This window comes from Prauserella sp. PE36 (assembly GCF_003311655.1).
Lineage (GTDB): Bacteria > Actinomycetota > Actinomycetes > Mycobacteriales > Pseudonocardiaceae > Prauserella_A > Prauserella_A endophytica.
In genome coordinates, this window is record NZ_QEQT01000059.1 from 121,059 (window position 1) to 145,399 (window position 24,341).

Annotated in this window: 23 protein-coding genes and 1 pseudogene; 14 read left to right on the plus strand and 10 right to left on the minus strand. The window is 71.8% G+C overall.

The genetic code is table 11. The features are described from left to right. Positions 1–97 precede the first annotated feature (97 nt). Positions 98–1,588 carry a cobyric acid synthase gene (locus tag DI005_RS14170; RefSeq protein ID WP_112272032.1) on the minus strand — a complete coding sequence of 497 codons (1,491 nt, stop codon included), beginning with the start codon at positions 1,586–1,588 and terminating at the stop codon, positions 98–100. Between the two features lie 90 nt (positions 1,589–1,678). On the opposite strand from DI005_RS14170, the gene DI005_RS14175 reads away from it, so the two are divergent. The 3 genes from DI005_RS14175 to DI005_RS14185 are packed head-to-tail and all read left to right on the plus strand — an operon-like array spanning position 1,679 to position 3,473. Further along, positions 1,679–2,455: a trypsin-like serine protease gene (locus tag DI005_RS14175; RefSeq protein ID WP_112272034.1), complete on the plus strand. Its 777-nt coding sequence runs from the start codon at positions 1,679–1,681 to the stop codon at positions 2,453–2,455. 12 nt (positions 2,456–2,467) lie between these two features. Continuing rightward, positions 2,468–2,908 carry a GNAT family N-acetyltransferase gene (locus tag DI005_RS14180; protein ID WP_113642405.1) on the plus strand — a complete coding sequence of 147 codons (441 nt, stop codon included), beginning with the start codon at positions 2,468–2,470 and terminating at the stop codon, positions 2,906–2,908. A 55-nt stretch (positions 2,909–2,963) separates the two neighbouring features. Then, the gene (locus DI005_RS14185) at positions 2,964–3,473 is read left to right on the plus strand and encodes a pyridoxamine 5'-phosphate oxidase family protein (protein ID WP_112274914.1); all 510 of its coding nucleotides are present in this window, start codon (positions 2,964–2,966) and stop codon (positions 3,471–3,473) included. Positions 3,474–3,642: 169 nt separating this feature from the next. On the opposite strand, the gene DI005_RS14190 is transcribed toward DI005_RS14185, so the two are convergent. Next, positions 3,643–4,830 carry an 8-amino-7-oxononanoate synthase gene (locus DI005_RS14190; RefSeq protein WP_113642407.1) on the minus strand — a complete coding sequence of 396 codons (1,188 nt, stop codon included), beginning with the start codon at positions 4,828–4,830 and terminating at the stop codon, positions 3,643–3,645. A 44-nt stretch (positions 4,831–4,874) separates the two neighbouring features. Here DI005_RS14190 and DI005_RS14195 point away from each other — a divergent pair, with 44 nt between their 5' ends. Further along, complete coding sequence (locus tag DI005_RS14195) at positions 4,875–5,609, plus strand: PIG-L deacetylase family protein (protein ID WP_113642408.1); 735 nt, start codon at positions 4,875–4,877, stop codon at positions 5,607–5,609. Positions 5,610–5,765: 156 nt separating this feature from the next. Here the strand turns inward: DI005_RS14195 and DI005_RS14200 are convergent, their stop codons facing one another. Both DI005_RS14200 and DI005_RS38955 read right to left on the minus strand, forming a co-directional pair. Next, positions 5,766–7,091: a DEAD/DEAH box helicase gene (locus DI005_RS14200; protein WP_228713878.1), complete on the minus strand. Its 1,326-nt coding sequence runs from the start codon at positions 7,089–7,091 to the stop codon at positions 5,766–5,768. Positions 7,092–7,247: 156 nt separating this feature from the next. Then, positions 7,248–7,640 carry an RIO1 family regulatory kinase/ATPase gene (locus tag DI005_RS38955; RefSeq protein ID WP_233520133.1) on the minus strand — a complete coding sequence of 131 codons (393 nt, stop codon included), beginning with the start codon at positions 7,638–7,640 and terminating at the stop codon, positions 7,248–7,250. A 473-nt stretch (positions 7,641–8,113) separates the two neighbouring features. Between DI005_RS38955 and DI005_RS14210 the strand changes: the two genes are divergently transcribed. Then, on the plus strand, positions 8,114–9,229 hold the full coding sequence (locus DI005_RS14210) for an FAD-binding oxidoreductase (RefSeq protein ID WP_113642410.1): 1,116 nt from the start codon (positions 8,114–8,116) through the stop codon (positions 9,227–9,229). On the opposite strand, the gene yaaA is transcribed toward DI005_RS14210, so the two are convergent. Continuing rightward, a complete protein-coding gene (gene yaaA / locus DI005_RS14215) occupies positions 9,216–9,959 on the minus strand; it encodes a peroxide stress protein YaaA (RefSeq protein ID WP_113642412.1) in 744 nt (247 codons plus the stop codon). The two genes, DI005_RS14210 and yaaA, sit on opposite strands and share 14 nt — an antisense overlap. A gap of 18 nt (positions 9,960–9,977) precedes the next feature. Further along, positions 9,978–10,331 carry a VOC family protein gene (locus tag DI005_RS14220; protein ID WP_112274923.1) on the minus strand — a complete coding sequence of 118 codons (354 nt, stop codon included), beginning with the start codon at positions 10,329–10,331 and terminating at the stop codon, positions 9,978–9,980. A gap of 123 nt (positions 10,332–10,454) precedes the next feature. On the opposite strand from DI005_RS14220, the gene DI005_RS14225 reads away from it, so the two are divergent. Then, positions 10,455–12,191, plus strand: coding sequence for a proline--tRNA ligase (locus tag DI005_RS14225; RefSeq protein ID WP_113642511.1), 1,737 nt, complete (start codon positions 10,455–10,457; stop codon positions 12,189–12,191). A gap of 11 nt (positions 12,192–12,202) precedes the next feature. Beyond that, entirely contained in the window at positions 12,203–13,150 is a 948-nt protein-coding gene (locus tag DI005_RS14230; RefSeq protein ID WP_113642414.1) for a hypothetical protein, read from the plus strand. A 5-nt stretch (positions 13,151–13,155) separates the two neighbouring features. Here DI005_RS14230 and DI005_RS14235 read toward each other — a convergent pair whose 3' ends face one another. Further along, positions 13,156–13,854: an HAD family hydrolase gene (locus DI005_RS14235; RefSeq protein ID WP_233520134.1), complete on the minus strand. Its 699-nt coding sequence runs from the start codon at positions 13,852–13,854 to the stop codon at positions 13,156–13,158. 108 nt (positions 13,855–13,962) lie between these two features. On the opposite strand from DI005_RS14235, the pseudogene DI005_RS14240 reads away from it, so the two are divergent. Beyond that, positions 13,963–15,015 (plus strand): annotated as a pseudogene (locus DI005_RS14240) (ABC transporter permease); the annotation flags it as partial. Here DI005_RS14240 and DI005_RS14245 read toward each other — a convergent pair. Next, complete coding sequence (locus tag DI005_RS14245; RefSeq protein ID WP_113642416.1) at positions 14,959–15,369, minus strand: YjbQ family protein; 411 nt, start codon at positions 15,367–15,369, stop codon at positions 14,959–14,961. The pseudogene DI005_RS14240 and the gene DI005_RS14245 overlap by 57 nt on opposite strands. Before the next feature lie 136 nt (positions 15,370–15,505). Here DI005_RS14245 and DI005_RS14250 point away from each other — a divergent pair, with 136 nt between their 5' ends. From DI005_RS14250 to DI005_RS14260, 3 genes are read left to right on the plus strand one after another with little or no spacing between them, the layout of a single operon-like run. Next, positions 15,506–16,624, plus strand: a complete 1,119-nt coding sequence (locus tag DI005_RS14250) for a Re/Si-specific NAD(P)(+) transhydrogenase subunit alpha (RefSeq protein WP_113642417.1) — start codon at positions 15,506–15,508, stop codon at positions 16,622–16,624. Continuing rightward, the gene (locus tag DI005_RS14255; RefSeq protein ID WP_110342386.1) at positions 16,624–16,938 is read left to right on the plus strand and encodes an NAD(P) transhydrogenase subunit alpha; all 315 of its coding nucleotides are present in this window, start codon (positions 16,624–16,626) and stop codon (positions 16,936–16,938) included. Before DI005_RS14250 ends, DI005_RS14255 begins: the two co-directional genes overlap by 1 nt. Then, entirely contained in the window at positions 16,935–18,323 is a 1,389-nt protein-coding gene (locus DI005_RS14260) for an NAD(P)(+) transhydrogenase (Re/Si-specific) subunit beta (RefSeq protein ID WP_112274933.1), read from the plus strand. Before DI005_RS14255 ends, DI005_RS14260 begins: the two co-directional genes overlap by 4 nt. Before the next feature lie 12 nt (positions 18,324–18,335). Here the strand turns inward: DI005_RS14260 and DI005_RS14265 are convergent, their stop codons facing one another. Continuing rightward, a complete protein-coding gene (locus DI005_RS14265) occupies positions 18,336–19,088 on the minus strand; it encodes a histone-like nucleoid-structuring protein Lsr2 (protein ID WP_113642419.1) in 753 nt (250 codons plus the stop codon). A 111-nt stretch (positions 19,089–19,199) separates the two neighbouring features. Between DI005_RS14265 and DI005_RS14270 the strand changes: the two genes are divergently transcribed. Then, positions 19,200–20,591, plus strand: coding sequence for an NAD(P)/FAD-dependent oxidoreductase (locus DI005_RS14270; protein ID WP_113642421.1), 1,392 nt, complete (start codon positions 19,200–19,202; stop codon positions 20,589–20,591). Between the two features lie 4 nt (positions 20,592–20,595). Here DI005_RS14270 and DI005_RS14275 read toward each other — a convergent pair whose 3' ends face one another. Beyond that, entirely contained in the window at positions 20,596–21,954 is a 1,359-nt protein-coding gene (locus tag DI005_RS14275; RefSeq protein WP_113642423.1) for a hypothetical protein, read from the minus strand. 170 nt (positions 21,955–22,124) lie between these two features. On the opposite strand from DI005_RS14275, the gene DI005_RS14280 reads away from it, so the two are divergent. Beyond that, the gene (locus tag DI005_RS14280; RefSeq protein ID WP_113642514.1) at positions 22,125–23,606 is read left to right on the plus strand and encodes a S8 family serine peptidase; all 1,482 of its coding nucleotides are present in this window, start codon (positions 22,125–22,127) and stop codon (positions 23,604–23,606) included. A gap of 235 nt (positions 23,607–23,841) precedes the next feature. After that, on the plus strand, positions 23,842–24,333 hold the full coding sequence (locus DI005_RS14285) for a DUF3145 domain-containing protein (RefSeq protein ID WP_110342392.1): 492 nt from the start codon (positions 23,842–23,844) through the stop codon (positions 24,331–24,333). Positions 24,334–24,341 lie beyond the last annotated feature (8 nt).

The window sequence follows — 24,341 nt, forward strand, 5'->3', positions numbered from 1 at the left end:
TGCCCGGCGATCCCGTCGCGCCCGAGCACGGCCCGGTAGGAGGGCTTCCCTCCGCCTTGTGAGGCACGCTGATTCGCGCTCGCACGGCAGCGGATCGTCACACCCGCCCAAGCCGCAGCCGCGGCAGGTCACCCGGCACCCCGCCGGTGATGAGCGCGCGCAGCGCGCCGGTGTCCACAGTGGTCTCGATGGCGTCGGCGAGCCCGTCCAGCATGGCCTCCCTGCGCGCCGCGAACCCGGGCGCCTCGGCGGGTTCCCACGCCACGCCCGCCTGCGCGGCGGCCTCGGCGAGCCACGCCCGGCGGAACCCGTCGTTCTCGAACACGCCGTGCCACATCGTCGCCCACACCGATCCGGAACGTAACCCGTCGAGGAACGGCTCGGCCGCACCGGGCTCCCGCTGTGCGACGCCGTGATGGATCTCGTAGCCGGTGACGTCGTGTCCCCGCCAGCTTCCGGAGGGCCGGGCGAGGCTCTTGTCCGCGCTGAAGCGGACCGTGAACGGCAGCAGGCCGAGTCCGTCGACCGTGCCCGCGCCGGACTCGACGTCGTCGTGGATGGTCCCGGCCAGCATCTGGTATCCGCCGCAGATGCCGAGCACCGGCCTGCCCGCCTTGGCGCGCGCCAGTACCGCGTCGGCGATCCCGCGCCGCCGCAACCAGTTCAGATCCTCCACAGTGGACCTCGTGCCGGGGAGCACGGCGATGTCGGCGGCGGCGATCACGTCGGGATCGGCCGTGACGGTCACCGCGACGCCCGGCTCGGCCGCGAGCGGGTCGAGATCGGTGGCGTTGGAGATCCTCGGGAAGCGCACGGCGGCGACCCGCAGCGTGGTGCCAGCGCCACGCCGGTGCCCGTCCCAGCGCGCGATGGCCAGCGCGTCCTCGGAGTCGAGCCACACGTCGGGCAGCCACGGCAGCACGCCCAGCACGGGGCGCCCGGTCAGCTCGCTCAGCGTGACGAGGCCCGGTTCCAGCAGCGCGGCGTCGCCCCGGAACTTGTTGACCAGGAACGCCGCCAGGTGCGCCTGGTCGGCCTCGTCGAGCAGCGCGACGGTGCCCGCCATCGCGGCCAGCATGCCGCCGCGGTCGATGTCGCCGACGAGCAGCACGGGCAGCCCGGCCGCGCGGGCGAGGCCCATGTTGACGTAGTCGCCCTCGCGCAGGTTGATCTCGGCGGGGCTGCCCGCGCCCTCACAGACCACGACGTCGTAGCGCTCGCGCAGCTCGGCGAGTGCGACGTAGGCGGCCTCGGCCAGCGCACGGCGGCCCTGAGCCCAGTCGCCCGCGACGAGATCGCCCCACGGCTTGCCGCGCAGCACGACGTGACTGCGCCGGTCGCTGCCGGGCTTGAGCAGCACCGGGTTCATCGCCGACTCGGGCTCCGCTCCGGCCGCGACCGCCTGCAGCCACTGCGCCCTGCCGATCTCCGAGCCGTCGGCGCAGACCATCGAGTTGTTCGACATGTTCTGCGCCTTGAACGGCGCCACGCGCACGCCCTGCCGCGCCAGCCACCGGCACACGCCGGCGGCGACCGTCGACTTGCCGGCGTCGGACGTCGTCCCCGCGATGAGCAGCCCACCTCGCACGCCGAAGACCGTAGTCCACCCGATCCGGTGACCCTGTGCCCGGCCGCTTCGCGCCTAGGGTGAACGGGAGTTTTTCGAAGGGGGAAACGCATGTCCAGGACTTTGCGCCGGGTGCTCGTCTCGGCCGTGGCCCTGCTGGCGGGAGCGGTGTTTGTCCCGGCGGCGGGCGCGCAGCAGACGAGCGGCACCCAGCCGTACATCGTCGGCGGGACCGACGCGTCGATCGCCGACCACCCGTACGCCGTCTACCTCGTCGACGAGCGTGAGAACCAGTTCTGCGGGGGCACGCTGGTGGCCGCCGACACGGTGATCACGGCGGCGCACTGCGCGGTCGCGGTGCGCAGCTCGGAACTGGGCGTGGTCGCGGGGCGGCAGGACAAACGCGGCGCCGACGGCATGAGGTTCGATGTCCGGCGCGTGTGGGTCGCTCCCGACTACGAGGACCCGACCACGGGCGACGACATCGCGGTGCTGACGCTCGCGGGCAGCGCGCCCTACCGGCCCGCGCGGGTGGCCGGACCGCAGGACGAGGCGCTGTACGCGCCGGGCACCATGGCCACCGTGCTGGGCTGGGGCAGGCTCTCCGAGGGCGGCGAAAAGTCCGACACCCTCCGAAGCGCGCGGGTGCCGGTGATGGACGACCTGTCCTGTGGGCAGTCCTACGGCACCTACGACCCGCAGACGATGTTGTGCGCCGGCTACCCGGAGGGCGGCGTGGACGCGTGCCAGGGCGACTCCGGCGGCCCGCTGGTCGTGGGAGACACGCTGATCGGCGTGGTGTCGTGGGGTGACGGCTGCGCGCAGGCGGGCAAGCCGGGCGTGTACACCCGGGTGTCCTCCTACGTCGAGGACGTTTCCGGCATCTGATAGTCATGCGGGGTGGCCGACTTTCACTCCCGCAAGGGCACTGACCTGACCGCCGCCGAACTGCACGACCTGCTCCGGCTCCGCGTCGACGTGTTCGTCGTGGAGCAGGAGTGCCCGTATCCCGAGATCGACGGCAAGGACCTGCTGTCCGGCACCCGCCACATCTGGGAGCAGGGTGACGGCGGCGTCACCGGCTGTCTGCGGGTGCTCGAGCAGCCCGGCGGGGTCTTGCGCATCGGACGCGTGTGCACGGCGGCCTCCGCGCGGGGCACCGGCCTCGGCGGGCGGCTCATGGCCGCGGCGCTGGAGTACGCGGGCGACGCCGAGTGCGTGCTCGACGCGCAGACGTACGCGCAGGGCTTCTACGCGCGTTTCGGCTTCGCGCCGGAGGGCGAGGAGTTCGACGAGGACGGCATCCCGCACATCCGGATGCGCAGGCCTGCCTCCCGATGAGTTTCGCCCGTCGCCGTGGTCACAACAGTGAGGACCACGACGACAAGGAGCGATCATGACCAGCACCGAGCCGGTGACCGAGCTCGACCCCCGCTTCAGTGACCCCACCGCCACGGCGACCTCCTGGGCGCGGGCGCGCGACGGCCTGGCCGCCGCACCGCTGTACTGGCTGTCCACGGTCCGCCCCGACGGGCGCCCGCACACGACGCCGCTGATCGCGGTGTGGCTGGAGGGCGCGCTGCACTTCTGCACGGGCGCCGACGAGCGCAAGAACCGCAACCTCGAAGGCAACCCGCACTGCACGCTGACCACGGGCAGCAACGAGCTCGACGCCGGCCTTGACCTCGTGGTCGAGGGCGACGCCGTGCGCGTGCGCGACGAGGGACGGCTGCGCCGGATCGCGGAGGCGTACGTGGCGAAGTACGGCGAGGACTGGCGGTTCTCCGTGCGCGACAACGCCTTCCACCACGGCGACGGTGGAACGGCGCTGGTGTACGAGGTGACGCCAAGGACGGCGTTCGGCTTCGCCAAGGGCACCTACGGCCAGACGCGCTGGCGCTTCTAGCCCTCACGCAGAGCCCTTCGCTCCTGGAGCCGGCCGCAGTGAAGGCCACCATGCCTGCGCCCGCCCGTCTCCCACCACCACCCAACCGGAGGCACTCCGCGCCGCTGCGTTTGATTCCACGCAGTGAGGGTGGCCCTCACTGCGTTCAACGCAAGCGGTTCCGTCGGCTCTAGCCCCGGGCGCCGCGCGGCGCGACCTCGGTGATCACCTTCACCGCACGCTCGACATCGGACTCCGCGAGCGCGGCGTGCGCGGTGAGCCGCAGCCGCGAGACGCCGTCGGGCACCGACGGCGGCCGGAAGCAGCCGACCCGGATGCCGTGCTCGGCGCACGAGGCCGCCCACGTGACGGCCGCGTCCGGGCTCGGCGCGTGCACCGACACCACCGCGCCGTAGGGCGTGCTCACGCGGAAACCCGCCTCGCGCAAGCCGTTCGCGAGCCCCTGTGCGGCGGTGAGGACCTTGCCCGGCAGATCGGGCTCCTCCTTGAGCACGCCGAGTGCCGCGAGCGCCGCCGCCGCGCTGCCCGGCGCGAGGCCCGTGTCGAAGATGAAGCTGCGCGCCGTGTCCACCAGGTGCTTGATGACCCGGCGCGGCCCGAGCACGGCGCCGCCCTGAGCGCCGAGCGCCTTGGACAGCGTGATGGTGGTGACCACGTCCGGCGCGCCGGAAAGGCCGGCCTCGTGTACCGCCCCGCGGCCGCCTTCACCGAGCACGCCGAAGCCGTGGGCGTCGTCCACGAGCAACGCGGCTCCGTGGGCGCGGCACGCCTCGGACAGCTCCGGCAGGGGCGCGAGGTCTCCGTCCACGGAGAACACCGAGTCGGTGACCACGAGCGCCCTGCGCTTGCGCCGGGTCGCCAGCGCGTGCGCGATCGCGGCGGGGTCGCCGTGGGCCACGGCGGCGACGTCGGCGCGGCCGAGCCGGCAGCCCTCGATCAGCGAGGCGTGGATGTACTTGTCGGTCACGATCGCCGATTCGGCGCCCGACAGCGCCGTGACCGCGCCGAGGTTGGCCGTGAACCCGGACGAGAACACCAGCGCCGCCTGGGCGCCGCAGAACCTGGCCAGCTCGTGCTCCAGCTCGGCGTGCAGCTCGGTCGACCCGGTGACCAGGCGGGAGCCGGTGGAGCCCGCGCCCCAGCGCAGCGAGGCCGCCGCGGCGGCGCCCGCGACCCGCTTGTCCCTGGCCAGCCCCAGGTAGTCGTTCCCCGCGAGGTCGAGTTCGTCGGAGGAAGGCCCGCGTGGCCGGAGCCGCCTGGTGAGGCCTGCTTCGGCGCGCCTGGCGGCCTCGGCGTCGAGCCAGTCGAAGACCTGGTCTGGCTGGCTGGCGGGGAAAGCTGGACCGGGTGCGTTCACGCCTGGCAGTCTCGCACCGGGCAGGAAAGGAGTGGGGAGCGAGGGTGACCGAAGACGCACAGCTGGCACCAATACCGGAGGACTGGGAGCGCGCACTGGCCGTGGTGGCGCATCCCGACGACCTGGAGTACGGCAGCTCGGGCGCGATCGCGCGGTGGACCGACGAAGGCCGCTCGGTGGCCTATGTGCTGGCCACGCGGGGCGAGGCGGGCATCGACGGGATCACGCCGGAGGAGGCGGGCCCGCTACGGGAGCGCGAGCAGATCGCGAGCGCGCGCGTGGTGGGCGTGGAGACGGTGGAGTTCCTCGACCATGCCGACGGCGTGATCGAGTACGGGTTGCCGCTGCGCCGCGACATCGCCGCCGCGATCCGCAGGCACCGCCCCGAACTGGTGGTGATGACCAACCACCACGAGACGTGGCCGGGCGGGCCGTGGCTCAACATGGCCGACCACCGCAACGTCGGGCTCGCGACCCTCGACGCGGTGCGCGACGCCGCCAACCGCTGGGTGTTCCGTGATCTGCTCGACGAGGGCCTGGAGCCGTGGTCGGGGGTGCGCTGGGTCGCCGTCGCGGCGTCCCCGAAGGCGACGCACGCCGTGGACATCACGGCCACGATGGACCGCGCGGTGGACTCACTGAAGGCTCACCGCGCCTACCTCGACGGCCTCTCCGGGCCGATGGCCGACACCGGGTTCCTGCGCGAGGCCGCCGCCGAGACGGGTAAACGCTTCGGCGGCGTCCTGGCCTGCGCCTTCGAGCTCATCCCAATGCAGTAACGCCAACTTCCCCCAAGGCCACCTTTGCTGCGCTCAACGCAACAAAGGTGGCCTTGGGGGAAGGTTCGCCGCGTGCCTCAGTAACTGTGGGTAGCCGCAGTGAAGGCCACCTTCACTGCGTTGAACGCAGGCATGGTGGCCTTCACTGCAGAGGGGTCAGGCGTGGGTGTGGGTGGGGCGGCGGTTGCCGCGCTGGGGGCGGCCGCCCTTGTTCGCGGGCTCGCGACGGCCGCCGAAGGCGGGCCTGCCGCGGCCGGGGGCGCCACGACGGCCACCCTGATGACGCGGCGCGCGGTGCTGCTCCACCACCGGGACCCCGCTCGGCGTGCGGGCGCCCGTGATGCGCGCCAGCTCCTCGTCACCGGGGCGCACGTTCGCCGACTCCGGCTTCACCCCGGCGCGATCGGTCATCCGGCGCACCGTGCGCCGCTGGTCGCGGGTCACGAGCGTCACGACCGTGCCCGACGCGCCCGCGCGCGCCGTGCGGCCCGCGCGGTGCAGGTAGTCCTTGTGGTCCGCGGCCGGGTCGACGTGCACCACGAGGCTCACGTCGTCGACGTGGATGCCGCGCGCCGCGACGTCGGTGGCCACCAGCACGTGGGTGCGGCCGTCCTTGAAGTCGGCCAGCACGCGGTTGCGCTGGCCCTGGGTCTTGCCGCCGTGCAGCGCGCCCGCGTGCACGCCGCTCGCGCGCAGCCGCGTGGTCAGACGGTCGACGTGGTGCTTGGTGCGCACGAACATGATCGTGCGGCCCTCACGGGCGCCGATCTCGGTGATCACGGCCTGCTTCTCTTCGTGGGAGACCTGCAGGAGGTAGTGGTCCATGGTGGTCACGCTCGCCGTCACCGGAGCCACCGAGTGCGTCACCGGGTTGGTGAGGTAGCGCTTGACCAGCCGTTCGACGTCGCCGTCCAGCGTGGCAGAGAACAGCAGGCGCTGGCCGTCCGTCGGGGTCAGGTCGAGGATCTCCCTCACCTGCGGCAGGAAGCCCATGTCGGCCATCTGGTCGGCCTCGTCGAGCGCCACGTACTGGACGGCGTCGAGCCGGCAGGTGCCCTGGCGGACGTGGTCGGAGAGCCTGCCGGGCGTTGCGATGAGCAGGTCCACGCCGCGCGCGAGCGCGTCGGACTGGCGGGTGAAGGCCATGCCGCCGACGGCCGTGCGGCACCACAGGCCGAGTGACTTGGCCAGCGGGATGAGCGCGTCGGAGACCTGCATCGCCAGCTCACGGGTGGGGACGAGCACGAGCGCACGGGGCTGCTTCGGCTGGGCCTTGCCGCCGTGCAGGCGGGACAGCAGCGCCAGGCCGAACGCGAGGGTCTTGCCGGAGCCTGTCTGCGCGCGGCCGAGCACGTCCCGGCCTGCCAGCGCGTCGGGCAGGGTCGCCGCCTGGATCGGGAACGCCTCCGCCATGCCCGCCTGCTGCAGTGCACGCAGCAGCGGGGCCGGAAGGTTCAGGTCGGCGAACGAAGTGTTTGTCACGCAATGCCTCTCGGACGTGGTACGTCGCAAGGAGGCCCGGTTGCCCGCACAGGGGCAGGTCGCGATGGTGGTGCGATGGGCGTTCACAGGGACGGACCCGGCGCACGATGCTACTGGGCACCACGCGCCAACTGATGGGTGGAGCACCGCGCTGAGCTACTCGGCTTGGCGGTGCCTCACCACTCTACCCCAAGGCGCTCCGGTGCTTCGGCGCAGCCTCGCGACCGGCTCGTGCTCCGCGATTTCGGCGGTGTCCGGACCCCTTGCGGCGAAACACATCGCCATGTTACGTACGTCACGTTCGAGGAACGCCGCGCCGCGCGGGTTGCTCACCACGTTCGGCACCTGTCGCAGGTCGATGAGCGGCAGCCGTCCATCGTGGACGAGCACGTTGTACGGCGAGAGGTCACTCGGGGCGCAGATCTCGCGGCCAGCGGCTCCAGTGCCACGGCGAGCCGGGAAGCGGCCGTTCTCGCCGGAATCGCCGAGGAACTCCAGGAGCAGTTCCGTGCCCGCGAGCTGTACCGGCAGGGGTGCGGGGGTGCGCACCGACTGTCCACAAGCGACTCCGCGTGGCGGTCTCGGCCGCGGCACCACTGCTCCGCGATGAGGGTTCGGCCGAACGCGCTGCGCTTTGCGCGTGGTGCGCGCCTCCCGCGATCCCCGCCGTCGGCCGGGTCGGTCTCTGCAGGTCTACTCGCGGGGCTGGACGGGCCGGTGCGCTCGTCCTCGGTGAGTCGTCCGCCGCGAGCGTGAGCGGGCTCGTCGTCGAAGCGTGGTCTACGCCGCTTGCTGCGGACGGGCCGGTCGTGGAACTGGTCGAAAACGGAAGAACCGTGCGATCGCACCCGTGGAACTCCTCGTGGAAGCCGTCAGGACCGGCGATCAGCGCGGCGGAGCGAAGGGGCGGGCGATAAGAACGGCCCCTGACCTCCCTGGTCTGCGCCGGGACTCGCGCTCCGCGTGCCACTGTCCACGGGGCACCTCCGTGCGCGCGACCGAATTCCGGCAAGCTGGGGATCATGCGGATCGTGGTCATCGGATCGGGGATCGCCGGCGCGGGGGCGGCCTACCACCTCGCCCGGCTCGGTGCGGAGGTCGTGCTCGCCGACGCCGACCTGCCGGGCAGTGCGACCGCCGCCGGCGCCGGGATCGTCTGCCCGTGGACCTCGCGCAAGCTCGACGACGTCGAGCTCGGGTTCGCGGCCCGTGCCGCGGCGTACTACCGCACCTTCACGGAACTGCTCGCCGAGGACGGGCAGCCCGACTCGTCGTTCGAGCTCGTCGGCGGCATGGTGGTGGCCGCCGACGACGCGGAACTGGCCGAGGTGCACGAGCGGGTGAGCGTCAGCGCGAGCCGGTGGCCCGAGGCCGGCGAGGTGAGCCTGCTGGACTCCGCGCGGGCGCGTGAGCTGTTCCCCGCGCTGGCGCCAGGGCTGGGCGCCGTGCACGTCAGCGGCGCCGGGCGGGTGGACGGCCGCAGGCTTCGCGCGGTGATGCTGCGCGCGGCTGTCAGGCGCGGGGCGCGCCTGGTCGAGGGCGCCGCGGAGCTGCACGTCGCGGGTGAGCGCGTCACCGGCGTGCGCGTGGGGCGGGAGCTGGTGGCGGCAGACCGCGTGCTCGTGGCCGCGGGCGCGTGGAGCGCGCGACTGCTCGCGCCGCTCGGCGTACGGATCGAGGTGGAACCGCAACGCGGCCAGATCAGCCACTTCGAGTTGCCCGGCACCGACACCGCGGCGTGGCCCGTGGTGCTGCCCCTGTCGAGCCACTACCTCCTTGCGTTCCCCGGCTCGCGGGTCGTCGCGGGCGCCACGAGGGAGACCGGCTCCGGTTTCGACCACCGGGTCACCGCGGCCGGCCAGCAGGAGGTGCTGGACCACGCGCTCGCCGTCGCGCCGGGGCTCGCCGATGCGACGCTCGCCGAGACCCGGATCGGCTTCCGCCCCGCGACCCCGGACGGCAGGCCGCTGCTGGGCGAGCTGACCGCGTACCCCGAGGTGTTCGTGCTCAGCGGCTTCGGGCCGACCGGTCTGACGCTGGGACCCTACGCCGCCAGCCTGACCGCCTCGTTGCTGCTGGCCGAACCGGTGGCCGACGACCTCGGCCCGCTGGCTCCTGAGCGCCTCACGCCCCGGTGACCAGCTCCAGTTCGTGCTCGCCGGTGCGTTCCACGGCGATCCCCGCCTTCCCGGCCACGGAAACCAAACCGTCCACTGTGGATGGGGCTGACCGGCTGGTGGCGAGCGCGGCGGCGAGCTTTCCCTTGTACGCCTTGTTGTGGTGGCTCACCGTCTTGCGCCTGCCCGCCGCGTCCTCGGTGACCACGCGCACCGTCACCGCGCCCGGTACGCGGGCGAGCGCCGCGTAGGTGCCGGAACGCAGGTCGACCACCAGCTCGCCGACCTCTCCGAGCGCGGGTTCAAGCACCGGCCGCCACAGCGAGCGCAACGTGCCGAACCCGGGCAACGCGCTGCCGCCCGAGAGCCGGTACGCCGGGATCCGGTCCCCGGCCCGCACCACGCCGAACAGGGCCGACGCCACCGCGAGCCGCCGCTCCGCCCTCGCCAGCTCGGCCTTGCGGAAGCTGCTGGCGTCCAGCGCGTCGTAGAGCACGCCCGTGTAGCGGCGCAAAGCCGGAGTGGTCGGCGCCGTCCACAGTCGCCCGTTGCGGGCCACCTCGCCCTGCTGCCGTTCCGAGAGCCCCAGCGCGGCCAGGCTCGCCGGAACGTCGGCCGACAGGTCCACGAGCGCGTCGATGAGCTTGCGCCGCAACGGGTTCAGCTCGGGGAAGGACAACGCGCCGAGGTCCAGCGGACCACCGTCGCCACCGTCGGCCTTGGTCTCGGAAGGAGGAAGCAGAACGAGCACGCCTGAAAAGTCTAGTGGTCACTCATGGTGGCTCCCCACGCAGAACTCGTTGCCCTCCGGGTCGGCGAGCACCGTCCAGTTCAGCCCCGGCATCTCGTGATCGGCCAGCGCGGTGGCGCCGAGTCCCACCAGCCGGGCCACCTCGCCCTCGCGGTCGTCGGTGCCGAAGTCCACGTGGACTCTGTTCTTGCCCGTGCGCGGCTCCGGCACGCGTTGCATGGCCAGCCGCACCCCTCCCTCCGTCCTGCTCGTCAACATCACGTACTCGCCGTAGTCGTCGGCGATCTCGACGCCGAGCGCCTCGCACCAGAACGCCGCCAGCTTGTGCGGGTCCTCGCAGTCGATCGTCACCATGCCCAGTTGCAGTGTCATGTCCCGACCCTAGGCAGGGGGTACGACAAATACCGGTTGCAGCAGCTCGGGGACGGTTGACTACCCTTCGATGAACGTCTTTGCGCTTCCCGGGAGAACACTGTGAACACCCCGATCACCAGGATGTCGTCGCTTTTCCTGCGCACGCTGCGGGAGGATCCGGCGGACGCCGAGGTACCCAGCCACAAGCTGCTGGTGCGCGCCGGCTACGTCCGCCGCGTCGCCCCGGGCGGTTACTCCTGGTTGCCGCTCGGGCTGCGCGTGCTGCGCAACATCGAGACGGTGGTGCGCGAGGAGATGGACGCCATCGGCGGGCAGGAGATCCAGTTCCCCGCGCTGCTGCCGAGGGAGCCCTACGAGGCGACCGGCCGGTGGTCGGAGTACGGCGACGCCTTGTTCCGGCTCAAGGACCGCAAGGGCGCCGACTATCTCCTTGGTCCTACGCACGAGGAGCTGTTCGCGCTCACCGTGAAGGGCGAGTACAGCTCGTACAAGGACTACCCGGTCATCCTGTACCAGGTGCAGACGAAGTACCGGGACGAGGCGCGGCCCCGCGCCGGCATCCTGCGCGGCCGCGAGTTCGTGATGAAGGACTCCTACTCGTTCGACCTCGACGACGAGGGCCTCGCGCGCTCGTACCAGCTGCACCGCGACGCCTACATCCGGATCTTCGACCGGCTCGGCCTCGAGTACGTCATCGTCAAGGCCACGTCCGGCGCGATGGGCGGCTCGGCGTCGGAGGAGTTCCTCGCGGTCGCCGAGACGGGCGAGGACACCTACGTCCGCAGCACCGAGTCCGGCTACGCCGCCAACGTCGAGGCCGTGGTCACCCCGCCGCCCGCCGAGCAGCCCGTCGAGGGCAGGCCCGAGGCGCAGGTGCACTACACGCCCAACACGCCGACCATCGAGACACTGGTCGACTTCCTCAACAAGGCCGGCCTCGGCCGCACGTTCACCGCCGCGGACACGCTGAAGAACGTGCTCGTGAAGACCCGCCAGCCGGGGGAGAAGAACTGGGAGCTGCTGGCCGTCGGCGTCCCCGGCGACCGGGAAGTGGACCTGAAGCGGCTCGAGGCGTCGCTCGAGCCCGCCGAGGTCGCCCTGCTCGAGGAGACCGACTTCGCCGCCAACCCGTTCCTGGTGAAGGGCTACATCGGTCCAGGGGCGCTCCAGGCCAACGGGGTTCGGTACCTGGTGGACCCGCGCATCGTCCGCGGCACCGCGTGGGTCACCGGCGCGGACAAGGCCGACCACCACGTCGTCGACCTCCTCTGCGGCCGCGACTTCACCCCGGACGGCACGATCGAGGCCGCCGAGGTGCGAGAGGGCGACGCCTCGCCCGACGGGCACGGCACCCTGGTCGCCGCGCGCGGCATCGAGATCGGCCACATCTTCCAGCTCGGCCGCAAGTACACCGACGCGTTCGAGGTCGACGCGCTCGGACCGGACTCCAAGCCGGTTCGCATCACGATGGGTTCCTACGGCGTCGGCGTCTCGCGCCTCGTCGCCGTGCTCGCCGAGCAGCACCACGACGAGCTCGGGCTGGTGTGGCCGCGCGGGATCGGTCCCGCCGACGTGCACGTGGTCGTGGCAGGCAAGGACGAGGCCGTGGCCGAGGGCGGCGAGCGCATCGCGGCGCAGCTCTCCGAGCGCGGCGTACGGGTGCTGCTCGACGACCGCAAGGCCACACCGGGAGTGAAGTTCGCCGATGCCGAGCTGATCGGCGTGCCGACGATCCTCGTCGTCGGCCGCGGGCTGGCGAAGGGCGTCGTCGAGGTGAAGGACCGCGCGACCGGGGAGCGTTCCGAGATCGCCGTCGACGAGGTCGTCGAGCAGTTGGTGGCCCTCAGCGCCCGGTAGAGTCCTCGCCCATGGGGTGGTGGCGTCGTAAGCCGGACGATCTTTCGGCCCGGTACGGCTACGAGGACCGCGCGGCGCTCAAGGGGATCGGCGGGTACGAGCCCGCCGATTCCGCCGAAGCGACACCGGACTTCGTCCGGAGAAGCCCGCAGGCGCCGCTTCCTCCCGAACCGCCGAAACCGCGCCCGAAGCGGACGAAGGCGCCGTTGGCGGTGGTGTTGCTGCTGACGCTCCTCGGCGGCGTCATCAGCCTGGCCAGGGGCATCGCCGGCAACCTCGAGGACGACGAAGCCTCCTCGTCCGCGCCGCCCGTGACCGAGGCGGCCACGTACACGCCGGAACCCGACGTGATCGTGCCTGCCGTGGTCGAGGGCTGGCAGTCCGTCGCGGGTGGCGACGGCGTGTACGCCTACGACGTGCCACCGTCGTGGGCGCCCGAACCGAGCGTCGTCCACGGCTGGGAGGCCGACGACGTCCGCCCCGGCATCACGCTCGCGGCCAGCGCGTTCACCGGCGGCGAGGTGTGTGACCACCGGGACCGTGGGGGCGCCGGGGTGACCCCGGTCGAGAGCGCGGACCCGGCGTCGGCCGCGAGGGAGACCGCCGAGAACCTCGCCGGCCACGCCTACACGGAGGAGGGCGGCCCCGCACCCACGCTCGACACCGGTGCTCCCGAGCAGGCGACCGTGTCGTTCGGCGGCGATGCCACGCAGCCCGCGAGCATCACTGTCGTCGAGGTGACCACGGAGGGCGGCGGCTGCCTGCCGGACCGCGCGCTGGTGGCGGCGATCGCGGTGGAACCCGCCGGTGGCTCGGGCCGCATCCCGGTGCTGGTCGCCTACGCCGACCAGGACTACGCGGGCGCGCCGACCCGCGACGAGCTGCTGCGCATTCTGCAGAGCCTGCGGTCGGTGCCTGAGGAGGACCGCACGACGGTCCCGGCCACGCCGACGTCCTGACCGTCCTAACGCAACAGTGCCGCCAGCACGGCGGCAGTGTCGGACAGGTCGCCGAACACGACGTGCGCGCCGCTGGCCCGCAGCTCGTCCTCTCCGTACCAGCCGGTGGCGACGCCGACCGCGATGGCGCCGTGGCGCAGCGCCGACTCGACGTCGTGCGGTGTGTCGCCGACCACCGCGACGGAGCCGGGGGCGAACGTCGTGTCGTGCTTGGCCGAGGCCAGCGCGACGGCGCGCTCGACGAGGTCGGGGCGGTGCGCCGAGAGCGAGCCGTAGCCGCCGATCCCGAAGTCGATGTGGGTGTGCAGGCCGAACGCGCTCAGCTTGTGCTCGGCGATCTCCGGCAGGTTGCCCGTGACCAGCGACTGCACCACGCCGTGCCCGGCGAGCGCGGCGAGCGCGTCCTCGGCGCCGGGCAGTGCACGGCCCCGGCCGGTCAGCGTCGGCAGTGACCGCGTCGAGAGGGCCACCAGCTCCCGCCACACGCGCTTGACCAGTTCGTCGTGCGGCTCGATCCCGTGTGCCGTCAGCAGCTCGGTGGTGATGGCGAGTTCGGTGCGGCCCGCGAACCTGGGCATCGCCTCCAGGGCGATGCCTGCGACGGACGCGAGGGCCTCGGTGTACCAGCTGCCGCCGAGCCCGCGCAGGTCGACGAGGGTCAGGTCGATGTCCCAGAGCACGAGGCGGGTCGGCGAAGCGGTCACCCGGTTCACGCTACCGGCAGCCTTTTTCAACGGACGTTGACATCTGGGTCGCGGCGGTCGTACCTTGGTCGTTGAATTCAACGGACGAAGAATTGGGAGGGGATCAGCATGGCTGGTCCGACGTCACGCGGAGGTGGACGGCTCGCGGTGCTGACGGCGCTCGTGGGCGGCCTTGCCGTCGTGGTGCTGGGGTTCCTCACCTTCGGCGCACAGACCACGGCCGAGCCCAAGGACGTGCCGGTGGCGGTCGCGGCACCGGCGAGCGGGCCGCTGCACCAGGCGGCCCAGCGGGTCGCCGGGCAGGGCGGCGAGGTGCTCGACTGGCGCGTCACCACTCCCGCCGAGGGCAGGCAGCTGCTCGAGGACAAGGAGGTCTACGGGGTTCTCGAGCTCACCGCGGCACAGGGCGGCCCCTCGGCGAAGGTCGTGGTCTCCGGTGCGGTGAACCCCACCGGGACGCAGCTCGCGCAGCAGGCGCTGACCGGTGCGGGCCAGGCCGTGACGGCCGCGCTCGCCCAGGGTGGCACGACGGCTCCCGTCGCGGTGGAGACAGTGCACGAAACCGGGGCGGCGGGCCGGTTCGCCCCGCTCGGCATCAGCGCGCTCGCGTGGGTCGGCGGCCTCGCGGCGGGTGCGGCGCTGACGCTGCTCTCGGAGCGCAGGGGCGTGAAGCCGTCGCCGCTCGCCCGGTTCACGCAGGTGCTCGGCACCAGCGTGCTGGTGACCGGTGCGCTCGTCGGTTTCCTCGCGCTGTGGGACTCCTCGCTGCACCTCGGCTGGGAGACGGTCGGCTTCGTGTTCCTGACGGTGACGGCGTTCGCCTCACTGCAGGCCGGACTGCTGCGTCTGCTCGGGGTGCGGGCGATGGCGATTCTCGGCCCGCTCTACCTGCTCGCCCCGTCGGTGGCGAGCCAGGTGCCGGAGATGCTCAACCCGGCGTACGCGAACCTGCTGTGGTCGTGGACGCCGTTCCGGTTCTCGACCGAGGGCCTGCGAAGCCTGCTCGTGGGCACGTCCGGCGCCCCCGATGTCGCCACGGGCGTCTGGGTGCTCGGCGGGATGCTCGTGGCCGGGCTGCTCGTGGTGCTCTGGCCGCGGCGCGGCTCAGCCGGCGAGGAAGCTGAATCGCAGGCGCCGCACGGAGTTGTCGATGTTGGTGTCGACCAGGCAGATCGACTGCCACGTGCCGAGGGCGAGCACGCCGCCGAGCACGGGCACACTCGCGTACGGCGGTAGGAACGCGGGCAGCACGTGGTCACGACCGTGGCCACGGCTGCCGTGCCGGTGCCGCCAGCGGTCGTCGCGGGGGAGCAGCTCGTCGATCGCGGTCAGCAGGTCGTCGTCGCTGCCGGCGCCGGTCTCCAGGATCGCCAGGCCCGCTGTCGCGTGCGGGACCCAGACGTGCAGGAGGCCGTCTCCCGCGTCGGCCTCGGCGAGAAACCGTTCCGCTTCCTTGGTCAGATCCTGTACCACGGCGTTTCCGCCGGTACGCAGCTCGATCTCGGTGGAGTACATACCACAACCGTATCGCTCACCATAGTGCATACTGTATGCGAAATTGTGGTGATTGCGACACTCGTCACGTGAGCTGGATAACGTTGTCGTCCAGTATGGTCACCACGCCGGACCGCAGGCCCGAGAGGACGCCAAGGTGACCGAGACTGAATCGCCGACTGGATCGACGTTGACGATCGGCGTGGTCAAGGAGACCAAGCCGGGTGAGCGCAGAGTCGCGCTGGTGCCGAAACTCATCGAACGACTGACCAAACGCGGGCTCCGGGTGGTCGTGGAGCAGGGCGCCGGAGCGGGCGCCCAACTCGCCGACGAGGTGTTCACGGAAGCGGGCGCCACCATGGGCGACGCGTGGAGCGCCGACATCGTGCTCACCGTGGTGCCGCCCAGCGTGGCCGACATCGAGCGGCTCAAGCCTGGGACCGTGCTGATCGGTTTCCTCGCCCCGCTCACCAACACCGACGAGGTGGCCGCCATGAAGAAGGCGGGCATCACCGCCTTCGCCGTCGAGTCCATTCCCCGCATCTCCCGGGCGCAGGCCATGGACGCGCTTTCGTCGCAGGCCAACGTCGCGGGGTACCGGGCGGTGCTGCTGGCGGCGCAGCGGCTGCCGAAGTTCTTCCCGATGCTCACCACCGCGGCGGGCACCGTGCCGCCGACGAAGGCGCTCGTGCTCGGCGTCGGCGTCGCGGGGCTGCAGGCGCTGGCCACCGCGAAACGGCTCGGCGCGCAGGCGACCGGGTACGACGTGCGGCCCGAGGTCGCCGAGCAGGTGCGCTCGGTGGGTGCCCAGTGGCTGGACCTCGGCATCGAGGCCGCGGGAGAGGGCGGCTACGCGCGCGAGCTGACCGAGGAGGAGCGGGCGGAGCAACAACGGCGGCTCACGGAGGCGATCGGTGGCTTCGACGTCGTGATCACCACGGCGCTCGTGCCCGGCCGCAAGGCGCCGACGCTCGTCACCGCGGAGGCCGTGCGCGGTATGAAGGCGGGCAGCGTGATCGTCGACATGGCCGGGGAGACCGGCGGCAACTGCGAGCTCACCGAACCGGGCAAGGACATCGTCGCCCACGACGTGACGATCTGCTCCCCGCTCAACCTGCCCGCGGAGATGCCCGTGCACGCGAGCGAGCTGTACGCGCGCAACCTCACCGAGCTGCTGGAGCTGATCGTCGACACCGACGGCAAGCTCGCGATCGACTTCTCCGACGAGGTGGTGGCGGGCGCATGTGTCGCCGGCCGCGACGAGGAGGTGAACTGATGCTGGTCGAAAGCCTCGCCGTGCTGGTGCTCGCCGGGTTCGTCGGCTTCGCCGTGATCTCCAAGGTGCCCAACACACTCCACACACCACTGATGTCCGGCACCAACGCCATCCACGGCATCGTGCTGCTCGGTGGCCTGATCGTGCTCGGCATGGGCGCCGACGGGGTGCTCAACAAGATCCTGCTCGTGATCGCCATCGCCTTCGGCACGATCAACGTCGTCGGCGGCTTCCTGGTCACCGACCGCATGCTCGGGATGTTCAAGGAGAAACCCAAGGAGCAGCAGGACGCCGCTAAGGAGGCGAAGAAGTGACCACCTTCGTCTCGATTCTCTACATCATCGCGTTCGCGCTCTTCATCTACGGCCTCATGGGTCTCACCGGCCCGCGTACCGCGGTGCGCGGCAACTGGATCGCCGCGGTCGGCATGGCGATCGCCGTCATCGCGACGTTCTTGCTGCCCGGCATGGGCAACTGGTGGCTCATCGCACTCGGCATCGTGCTGGGCACCGTGGTCGGCGTTCCCGCCGCGCGCCAGGTGAAGATGACCGCGATGCCGCAGATGGTGGCGCTGTTCAACGGCGTCGGCGGCGGTGCGGTCGCGCTGATCGCGTGGGTCGAGTTCCGTACCACGGACGGCTTCGCGCACGAGCCCCTGTACGTCGCGATCGCCTCGCTCTTCGCCGCGGTGGTGGGGTCGGTGTCCTTCTGGGGCTCCAACATCGCGTTCGGCAAGCTGCAGGAGCTGATCTCCGGGCGACCCATCAGCATCGGCAGGCTCCAGCAGCCGCTCAATGTGCTCCTCGTGGTGGCCGCGCTCGCGTGTGCCGTTGTGATCGCGGCGGGGGGCGGCTCGGAATGGCTGATCATCGGGGTGCTCGTCGCGTCGGCGGTCCTCGGCGTGATGGTGGTGCTGCCCATCGGCGGCGCCGACATGCCCGTGGTGATCTCCCTGCTCAACGCGTTCACTGGGCTCTCGGCCGCGGCGATGGGTCTCGCGCTCGACAACACCGCGCTCATCGTGGCCGGCATGATCGTCGGCGCGTCCGGTTCGATCCTCACCAACCTCATGGCGAAGGCGATGAACCGGTCGATCCCGGCGATCGTGGCCGGCGGGTTCGGTGGCGGCACGGCGGTCGCGGCGGCGGGCGGCTCTGGTGAGCAGCGGCCGGTGCGCAGCACCAGCGCGGGCGACGCCGCGATCCAGATGGCCTACGCGAGCAAGGTCATGGTGGTGCCCGGCTACGGCATGGCGGTGGCCCAGGCACAGCACGCCGTGCGCGAGATGGCCGATCTGCTGGAGAGCAAGGGCATCGAGGTGCTCTACGCCATCCACCCGGTGGCGGGCCGGATGCCCGGCCACATGAACGTGCTCCTGGCCGAGGCGGACGTTCCGTACGAAAGCCTCAAGGAGATGGACGAGAGCAACTCGCAGTTCCCGCAGACCGACGTGGCGCTGGTGATCGGTGCGAACGACGTGACCAATCCGGCCGCGCAGTCCGATCCGAGCTCGCCGATCTACGGGATGCCGATTCTCAGTGTGAACTCGAGCCGTTCCGTGATCGTGCTGAAGCGGTCGATGAGCTCCGGGTTCGCGGGAATCGACAACGAGCTGTTCTACGACCCGAAGACGGCCATGCTCTTCGGCGACGCCAAATCGTCTGTGGGCGAGATCGTGGAGGAGCTCAAGGCGTTGTGACGCCGCGGCGGCTCACTGGGCCGCCGCCGAGAAGGTGACCTGCGGGACCTTGGCTGCGGCCGAGGTCCCGCGGGCGTTCCTGGCGCCGGTCTTCTTCGCGGCCGACGACTTCGGTGCGGCGGCCTTCGGAGCCTTCTTCGCGGTCACCGCTTTCGCGCTCGTCTTCTTGGCGGTCGTGTTCTTCGCCGGAGCGCTCTTGGCGGTGGTGCGCTTGGCCGGGGCGGTTTTGGCCGTTGTCGCCTTCGCGGCGGTGGCCTTCGCCTTGGTGGTTTTCGCCTTGGTGGTTTTCGCGGCCGCCGTTGTCGTGGTCTTCGCTGCCGCGCTCTTGGTGTTCTTGGCGGTGGTGCCGCGCGTGCTCTTCGCCGTGGTGGTCGAGGCCTTCGCGGTACGGCCGCGCGAGGCGGGCTTCGCGGTGGTGGGAGCCGCGGTCTTCCTCGGGGTGGCAGTCCTCTTCGCGGCGGTCTTGGGGGCGGACTTCGTGGTCGAGGCGGATTTCCTCGCGGTCGTGCCCTCGGTGCTCCGCGCGGTGGTGCTCCTGCGGGTGCCGCGCCGCTTCGCGGTGCCGATGATCCGGGGTGCGCGCTTGCGGCCGCCGGTGCGGCGCCCGCCACGCACGTAACGGTCCAGTGCCTCGCGAAGGCCTTCCGCGTTCTCACCGGAGAGGTCGATGTCGTACTCGACGCCGTCCAACGCGAACCGGACCGTCTCCTCGGCGGGTTCACCGTTGATGTCGTCGAGCAGCTCGACCGCTGTGCTCCTGGCCATGAATGACCTCCCCGTACTGAAACCGTGTGCGCGGCAAGGATAGCGGCAGCGTGCTTTCCCTTGTGGGGCGGCCAGGTTGCGGGACCAGCGTGAGTGGTGTGCGCTCGATGCATGGCTGAGCGGACTTTCGACGTGGTGGTGATCGGCGGCGGAGCGGTTGGCGAGAACGTCGCCGCGCGTGCGGTGCAGGGCGGGCTCACGGCCGCGCTGGTGGAACACGAGCGCTTCGGCGGGGAGTGCTCGTACTGGGCGTGCATGCCGAGCAAAGCTTTGCTGAGACCGGGAAATCTCCTCGCGGCGGTGCGCAGGATGCCGGGCGTCGCGGATGGCGCCCGGCTCGACCCGGCCGAGGTGTTCGCGCGCCGCGACGCGTTCGTGTCGAACTGGGACGACGGCAGTCAGGTGGACTGGGCGCGCGACGCGGACGTCGAGGCGGTGCGCGGTCGCGCCCGGATCACCGGTGAACGAGAGGTCACGCTCGGAGATGGCTCGGTGCTGAGGGCCAAGCACGGAGTGGTCGTGTGCACGGGAAGTGTGCCCAAGAAGCCGCCGGTGGAAGGGCTCGACGACGTGCGCGTGTGGACCTCCCGCGAGGCGACGTCGGCCTCGGAGGTGCCGGGCACTCTCGCCGTGCTGGGCGCAGGCGTGGTCGGGGTGGAGATGGCACAGGCGTGGGCTCGCCTCGGCGCGCGGGTGGAGCTGATCGCGACGGGTCCACGCCCGTTGCCGCGCTACCCGGACTTCGCCGGCGACGCCGTCGCAGAAGGCCTTCGCGAGGACGGCGTGCGCCTGCACACCGAGACGCGCGCGGAGAGGGTGTCCACAGTGGACGGCAACGTGCGCGTCGAGCTGTCCGGCGGCACCGCGCTGGACGCCGACGAGCTGCTCGTCGCGACGGGTCGCCGCCCGGCGACCGACGACCTCGGCCTCGAGGCGATCGGCCTGAAACCCGGTGAGCCGCTCGAGGTCGACGACACCGGCCTGGTGTCGGGAGTGGACGGTGGGTGGCTGTACGCCGCCGGGGACGTCACCGGCCGGGCTTTGCTGACCCACCAGGGAAAGTACGCGGCCAGGGCAGTGGGCGACGTGCTGGCCGCGAAGGCCGCCGGGCAGCGCGTCGACACCACGCCGTGGAGCCGCTACACGGCGACCGCCGACCACCACGCGGTGCCACAGGTGATCTTCACCGACCCCGAGGTGGCGTCGGTCGGCCTGACCGAGGCGGGCGACGACCGGCACCGGGTGCTCGACCTCGACATCGCGGTGGCCGGTTCGGCACTGCACGCCGACGGCTACGCGGGCAAGGCGCGCATCATCGTCGACACCGGACGCGAGGTGCTGCTCGGGGTCACGTTCGTCGGCCAGGACGTGGCGGAGATGCTGCACGCGGCGACGATCGCGGTGGTGGGCGAGGTGCCGCTTCGGCGGCTGTGGCACGCGGTGCCCGCGTTCCCGACCATCAGCGAGGTCTGGCTGCGGTTGCTGGAGGAGTACGGCCTGTAGCCGCTCAGAGCGGCAGTTTCAGTGCCGCCTTGGCGGTGTCGGTGAGGCGGGGGTCGTCCGGCCGCGAGGCACCGTCGAGCAGGCACGTCAGCACGAACCGCACGGTGCTGCCGTCGAGCGCGCCCGCGTAGGCGGCGTTCGCGAACGCGGGGACGTCGCCGGGCCAGCGTTCCGTCTCCGTCGCGAGGTCGGTGATCGTCCCGCTGCCGGGGGTGTCGGCGAGTCGCAGGAACTCCTGCGCGCTCGCCTCGTCGGGGAACGCGAGCGCGGCGACGGACACCGCCACCGTCGCCCCGTCCACGGTGGTGTCGAAGCTGGCCCTGCGCACGCCGGTGCAGCCGGATTCCTCCAGCGCGACCTGGAGGTCGCCCGTCGCGTGTGGGGCGCAGTCGTCGTCGGCGCCCGCGGCGCGCTCGGTGAACTCCACCCCGCCCGCGGTCGTCACGGCCGCCGGTGTGACCGCCGGAGCCTCGTCCTCGCCTCCCCGCGTGAGCACGATCGCGAGCACCGCGCCGATCACGGCGACGAAAGCCCCCGCCGCGGCGAGCGGCTGCCAGCGCGGGCGCCTCGGCCGCGGCGCGGGAACCGGTGGTGTGGCGGGAGCGCGGGCCGGTGCCGGGAGCGGGCTGGGCAGGGGAGCGGGCCGTGGAGGGCGCGGCCGTTCCGGGTTCACGGCGACGGTGACGGGAACGGGTGTGGCGGCCGGCTTGGTCGGATGCTCGATCGGCACCGTCTCGGGCGCGAGCGCGAGCGGGTGCTCCTCGGTGGTGAACCCCTCGGCCGCGAGCGTCTCGTCGTCCTGCTCCGGCGCCGTGGGCTCCAGTGCCTGGACGAGCGCGCGGACCTGCTGCGCCGTGAACGGCCGCTCCGCCGAGGCGAGTGAGACGGCGGCCGCGAGCATGCTCGTCGGCGTCGGGTGGACGACGCGGACGGGGCCTGCGAGGTCGGCGGGCGGCTGCTCGACGGTCTCGACGAACGGGCCGACCGCGATCACCGTGCCCAGCGTGGCGTCCGGTTCGACGGCGCGGACGCGCTCGGCGACCGTGGCGGCGAGCGCGAGTGCCTCGATGCCGGGGTTCACCGCCTCGTCGCTGCTGACCAGCGGCCAGCCGTCGGTCCGCCACTGCCCGTCGAGTGGTGCGTCGAGCCGCATCGCGGGGTCGGGCAGGTCGACACCGACCACGACGAGCACGCCGCCCGGCACGATCAGCACGGCGTCGACCGCCCTGGGCGCGCCCGCGGGCCGCACCCCGGCGAGCGCGACGCCGCCGACGACGTTGCGGCCGCGGCCAAGCGACGCGAGCGCGGCGCGGATGTCCTCGGAGACGCGGGTGGGTTGCCGAGGAAACCGGACGAGTCGCACGCGAACCTCCCCTGAAGCCGTGCCTCGCGCTCACACGCTAGCGCGACAAGGTACCTGACCGTGCGCGAGTGCCCGATACGGAAGGTAGTCATTGACAGCGATCACCGTCACCTAGTTGAGTACTTACTCGTTGGTAGGTCACTGTCGATCTCTCCGTTTTGGAGGACGAGATGCGTTCACGGTCCTCGACCCGCTCTCTCCGGCCACTGTGGATCGCCGCGTCCGCCGCGGTGCTCGCGTTGTCGGGTGTCACTCCGGCCCAGGCCGGGGAGCCGCTCGCGCCCGTGTCGGACACCCTTTCCGCACTGCTGTCCTCGGCCTCGGGCACAGCACCGGTGACCGCGCTCGTGCACGGAGCCGACCTCGCCTCGGCGGAGAGCGCGGTGCGCTCGGCCGGGCTCGCCAAGATCACGAGCTTCGAGCGCATCGGCGTGGTCGCCGCGTCCGGCACGGCCGACCAGGTGCGCGCCGTGCGCTCGGCGCGGGGCGTCACCTACGTCGAGAACAACGACCCGGTGCGCATGTACGCCAGCACGGGCACCACGGCGACCCGCGCACTGGAGGCCAGGGAGACGCTGACCGGAGCCGACGGCCGCCCGCTCGACGGCAGCGGCGTGAGCGTGGCGGTGATCGACACCGGCGTGGACCCGACGCATCCCGCGTTCCGCGGGCCCGACGGCGCGAGCCGGGTGGTCGCGAATCTGAAGAGCCTGTGCGTGCAGGGCACGGCGACCGGCTGCATCACGCGGTTGCCGAACACCGTGGACACGGACACGCTCTCACTCGGTGGCCACGGCACGCACGTCACCGGCATCGCGGCTGGTAATGACCTCACCCTGTCGGGTGGCACCCGGGTGGGTGGATCCGCGCCGGGTTCGAAGATCGTGTCACTCTCCACCGGCGCGGCGCTGGTGGTGCTCGGTGCCGACGCGGCACTGAACTGGGTGCTGGAGAACCACCGGGCGCCGTGCGGCGCGGGCGTGTCCGCGCAGGCGTGCCCGCCGATCAAGGTGATCAACAACTCCTACGGGCCCAGCGGCGGCGGGGAGTTCGACCCGCAGTCGGCGACGGTGAAGCTACAGCGGGCGCTGGCCGCCGAGGGCGTGGTGACGGTCTGGGCCAACGGCAACGACGGCGGCGACGGCAGCGAGAACCTGTCCAACCCGGCCGGTCAGGATCCGACGCCGGGCATCGTGTCGGTCGCGTCGTTCAACGACCAGGGCACGGGCACGCGTGACGGCACGGTGTCGGACTACTCGTCGCGGGGCGCGGCGGACGTGCGGCAGAGCTGGCCGGACATCTCGGCGCCGGGCGAGAACATCCTGTCCGCGTGCAGGCCCTACCTGGTCATCTGCTCCACGGGCCTGCAGGCCGTCAACGGCCCTGGCCCTCTCGACCTGGGCACGTACAACGTGATCAGCGGGACGTCGATGGCAGCGCCGCAGATCACGGGCATCGTGGCGCAACTCTTCCAGGCGAAGCCGGGCGCCACGCCGGGCGAGATCGAGCACGCGCTCAAGTCGACGGCGTACAAGTACCGGGACGGGGCTCCGTACCAGCAGGACGGGCCCTACACGTCCAGCTTCGACAAGGGCACCGGGCTCGTCGACGTGGTCGCCGCCGCGACCGCACTCGGCGCCGGACCCGCCTGATTCACCCACCGGTGTGGTCTCCGGGTGAGCAAGGGAGCTTTGCTCTCGTTTGACGGGAGTAAAGCTCCCTTGCTCCCTGAAAATGCTCACTGGCCGGTGTGATTTCTGGTGCTCATGTGGCCAAATGGGTGAGCTGCGTGCAGAATGGCCCATGAAGTGTCACAGCGCTTTCGGATCTTCGTGGTTCGCGAGGTCGTAGGGGAAGACGCCCCTCGTCGAGCAGCGGAGGTCAGCAGTGAGCACTCGTGGCGTGGTGTACGTCCACTCGTCGCCGTCTGCGGTTTGTCCGCACGTCGAGTGGGCGATCTCGGGCACTCTGGGTGTCCGCGTGGAGTTGCAGTGGACGGCGCAGCCTGCCGCCCCGGGACAGCTCCGCGCCGAGTGTGACTGGCGCGCGCCCGCAGGCATGGCAGGCAAACTCGCCGGGGCGCTCAAGGCGTGGCCCATGATCCGGTTCGAGGTCACCGAGGAGCCCAGCCCCGGCGTTGACGGGCAGCGCATCTGTTACGCGCCCGGCCTCGGCCTCTGGCACGCGCGAACCAGCGCGAACGGCGACATCGTGGTGGGCGAGGACCAGCTGCGGAGCCTCGTGTCGCGCAGCAGGGCCGGCGAGCAGCTCGCGCACAAGCTCGACGAGTTGCTGGGCGCGAGTTGGGACGAGGCACTCGAGCCGTTCCGCCACGCGGGCGACGGCGCGCCCGTCACCTGGTTGCACCAGGTGGGCTGAACCACCTG

What these genes read in the sequence shown, in the direction of transcription:
- DI005_RS14175 (WP_112272034.1), top strand. Translation starts at nt 1,679, where the DNA reads ATGTCCAGGACTTTGCGCCGGGTGCTCGTCTCGGCCGTGGCCCTGCTG.
- DI005_RS14185 (WP_112274914.1), top strand. Translation starts at nt 2,964, where the DNA reads ATGACCAGCACCGAGCCGGTGACCGAGCTCGACCCCCGCTTCAGTGAC.
- DI005_RS14210 (WP_113642410.1), top strand. Translation starts at nt 8,114, where the DNA reads ATGCGGATCGTGGTCATCGGATCGGGGATCGCCGGCGCGGGGGCGGCC.
- DI005_RS14220 (WP_112274923.1), bottom strand. Translation starts at nt 10,331, where the DNA reads ATGACACTGCAACTGGGCATGGTGACGATCGACTGCGAGGACCCGCAC.
- DI005_RS14225 (WP_113642511.1), top strand. Translation starts at nt 10,455, where the DNA reads ATGTCGTCGCTTTTCCTGCGCACGCTGCGGGAGGATCCGGCGGACGCC.
- DI005_RS14230 (WP_113642414.1), top strand. Translation starts at nt 12,203, where the DNA reads ATGGGGTGGTGGCGTCGTAAGCCGGACGATCTTTCGGCCCGGTACGGC.
- DI005_RS14245 (WP_113642416.1), bottom strand. Translation starts at nt 15,369, where the DNA reads ATGTACTCCACCGAGATCGAGCTGCGTACCGGCGGAAACGCCGTGGTA.
- DI005_RS14255 (WP_110342386.1), top strand. Translation starts at nt 16,624, where the DNA reads ATGCTGGTCGAAAGCCTCGCCGTGCTGGTGCTCGCCGGGTTCGTCGGC.
- DI005_RS14265 (WP_113642419.1), bottom strand. Translation starts at nt 19,088, where the DNA reads ATGGCCAGGAGCACAGCGGTCGAGCTGCTCGACGACATCAACGGTGAA.
- DI005_RS14270 (WP_113642421.1), top strand. Translation starts at nt 19,200, where the DNA reads ATGGCTGAGCGGACTTTCGACGTGGTGGTGATCGGCGGCGGAGCGGTT.
- DI005_RS14280 (WP_113642514.1), top strand. Translation starts at nt 22,125, where the DNA reads ATGCGTTCACGGTCCTCGACCCGCTCTCTCCGGCCACTGTGGATCGCC.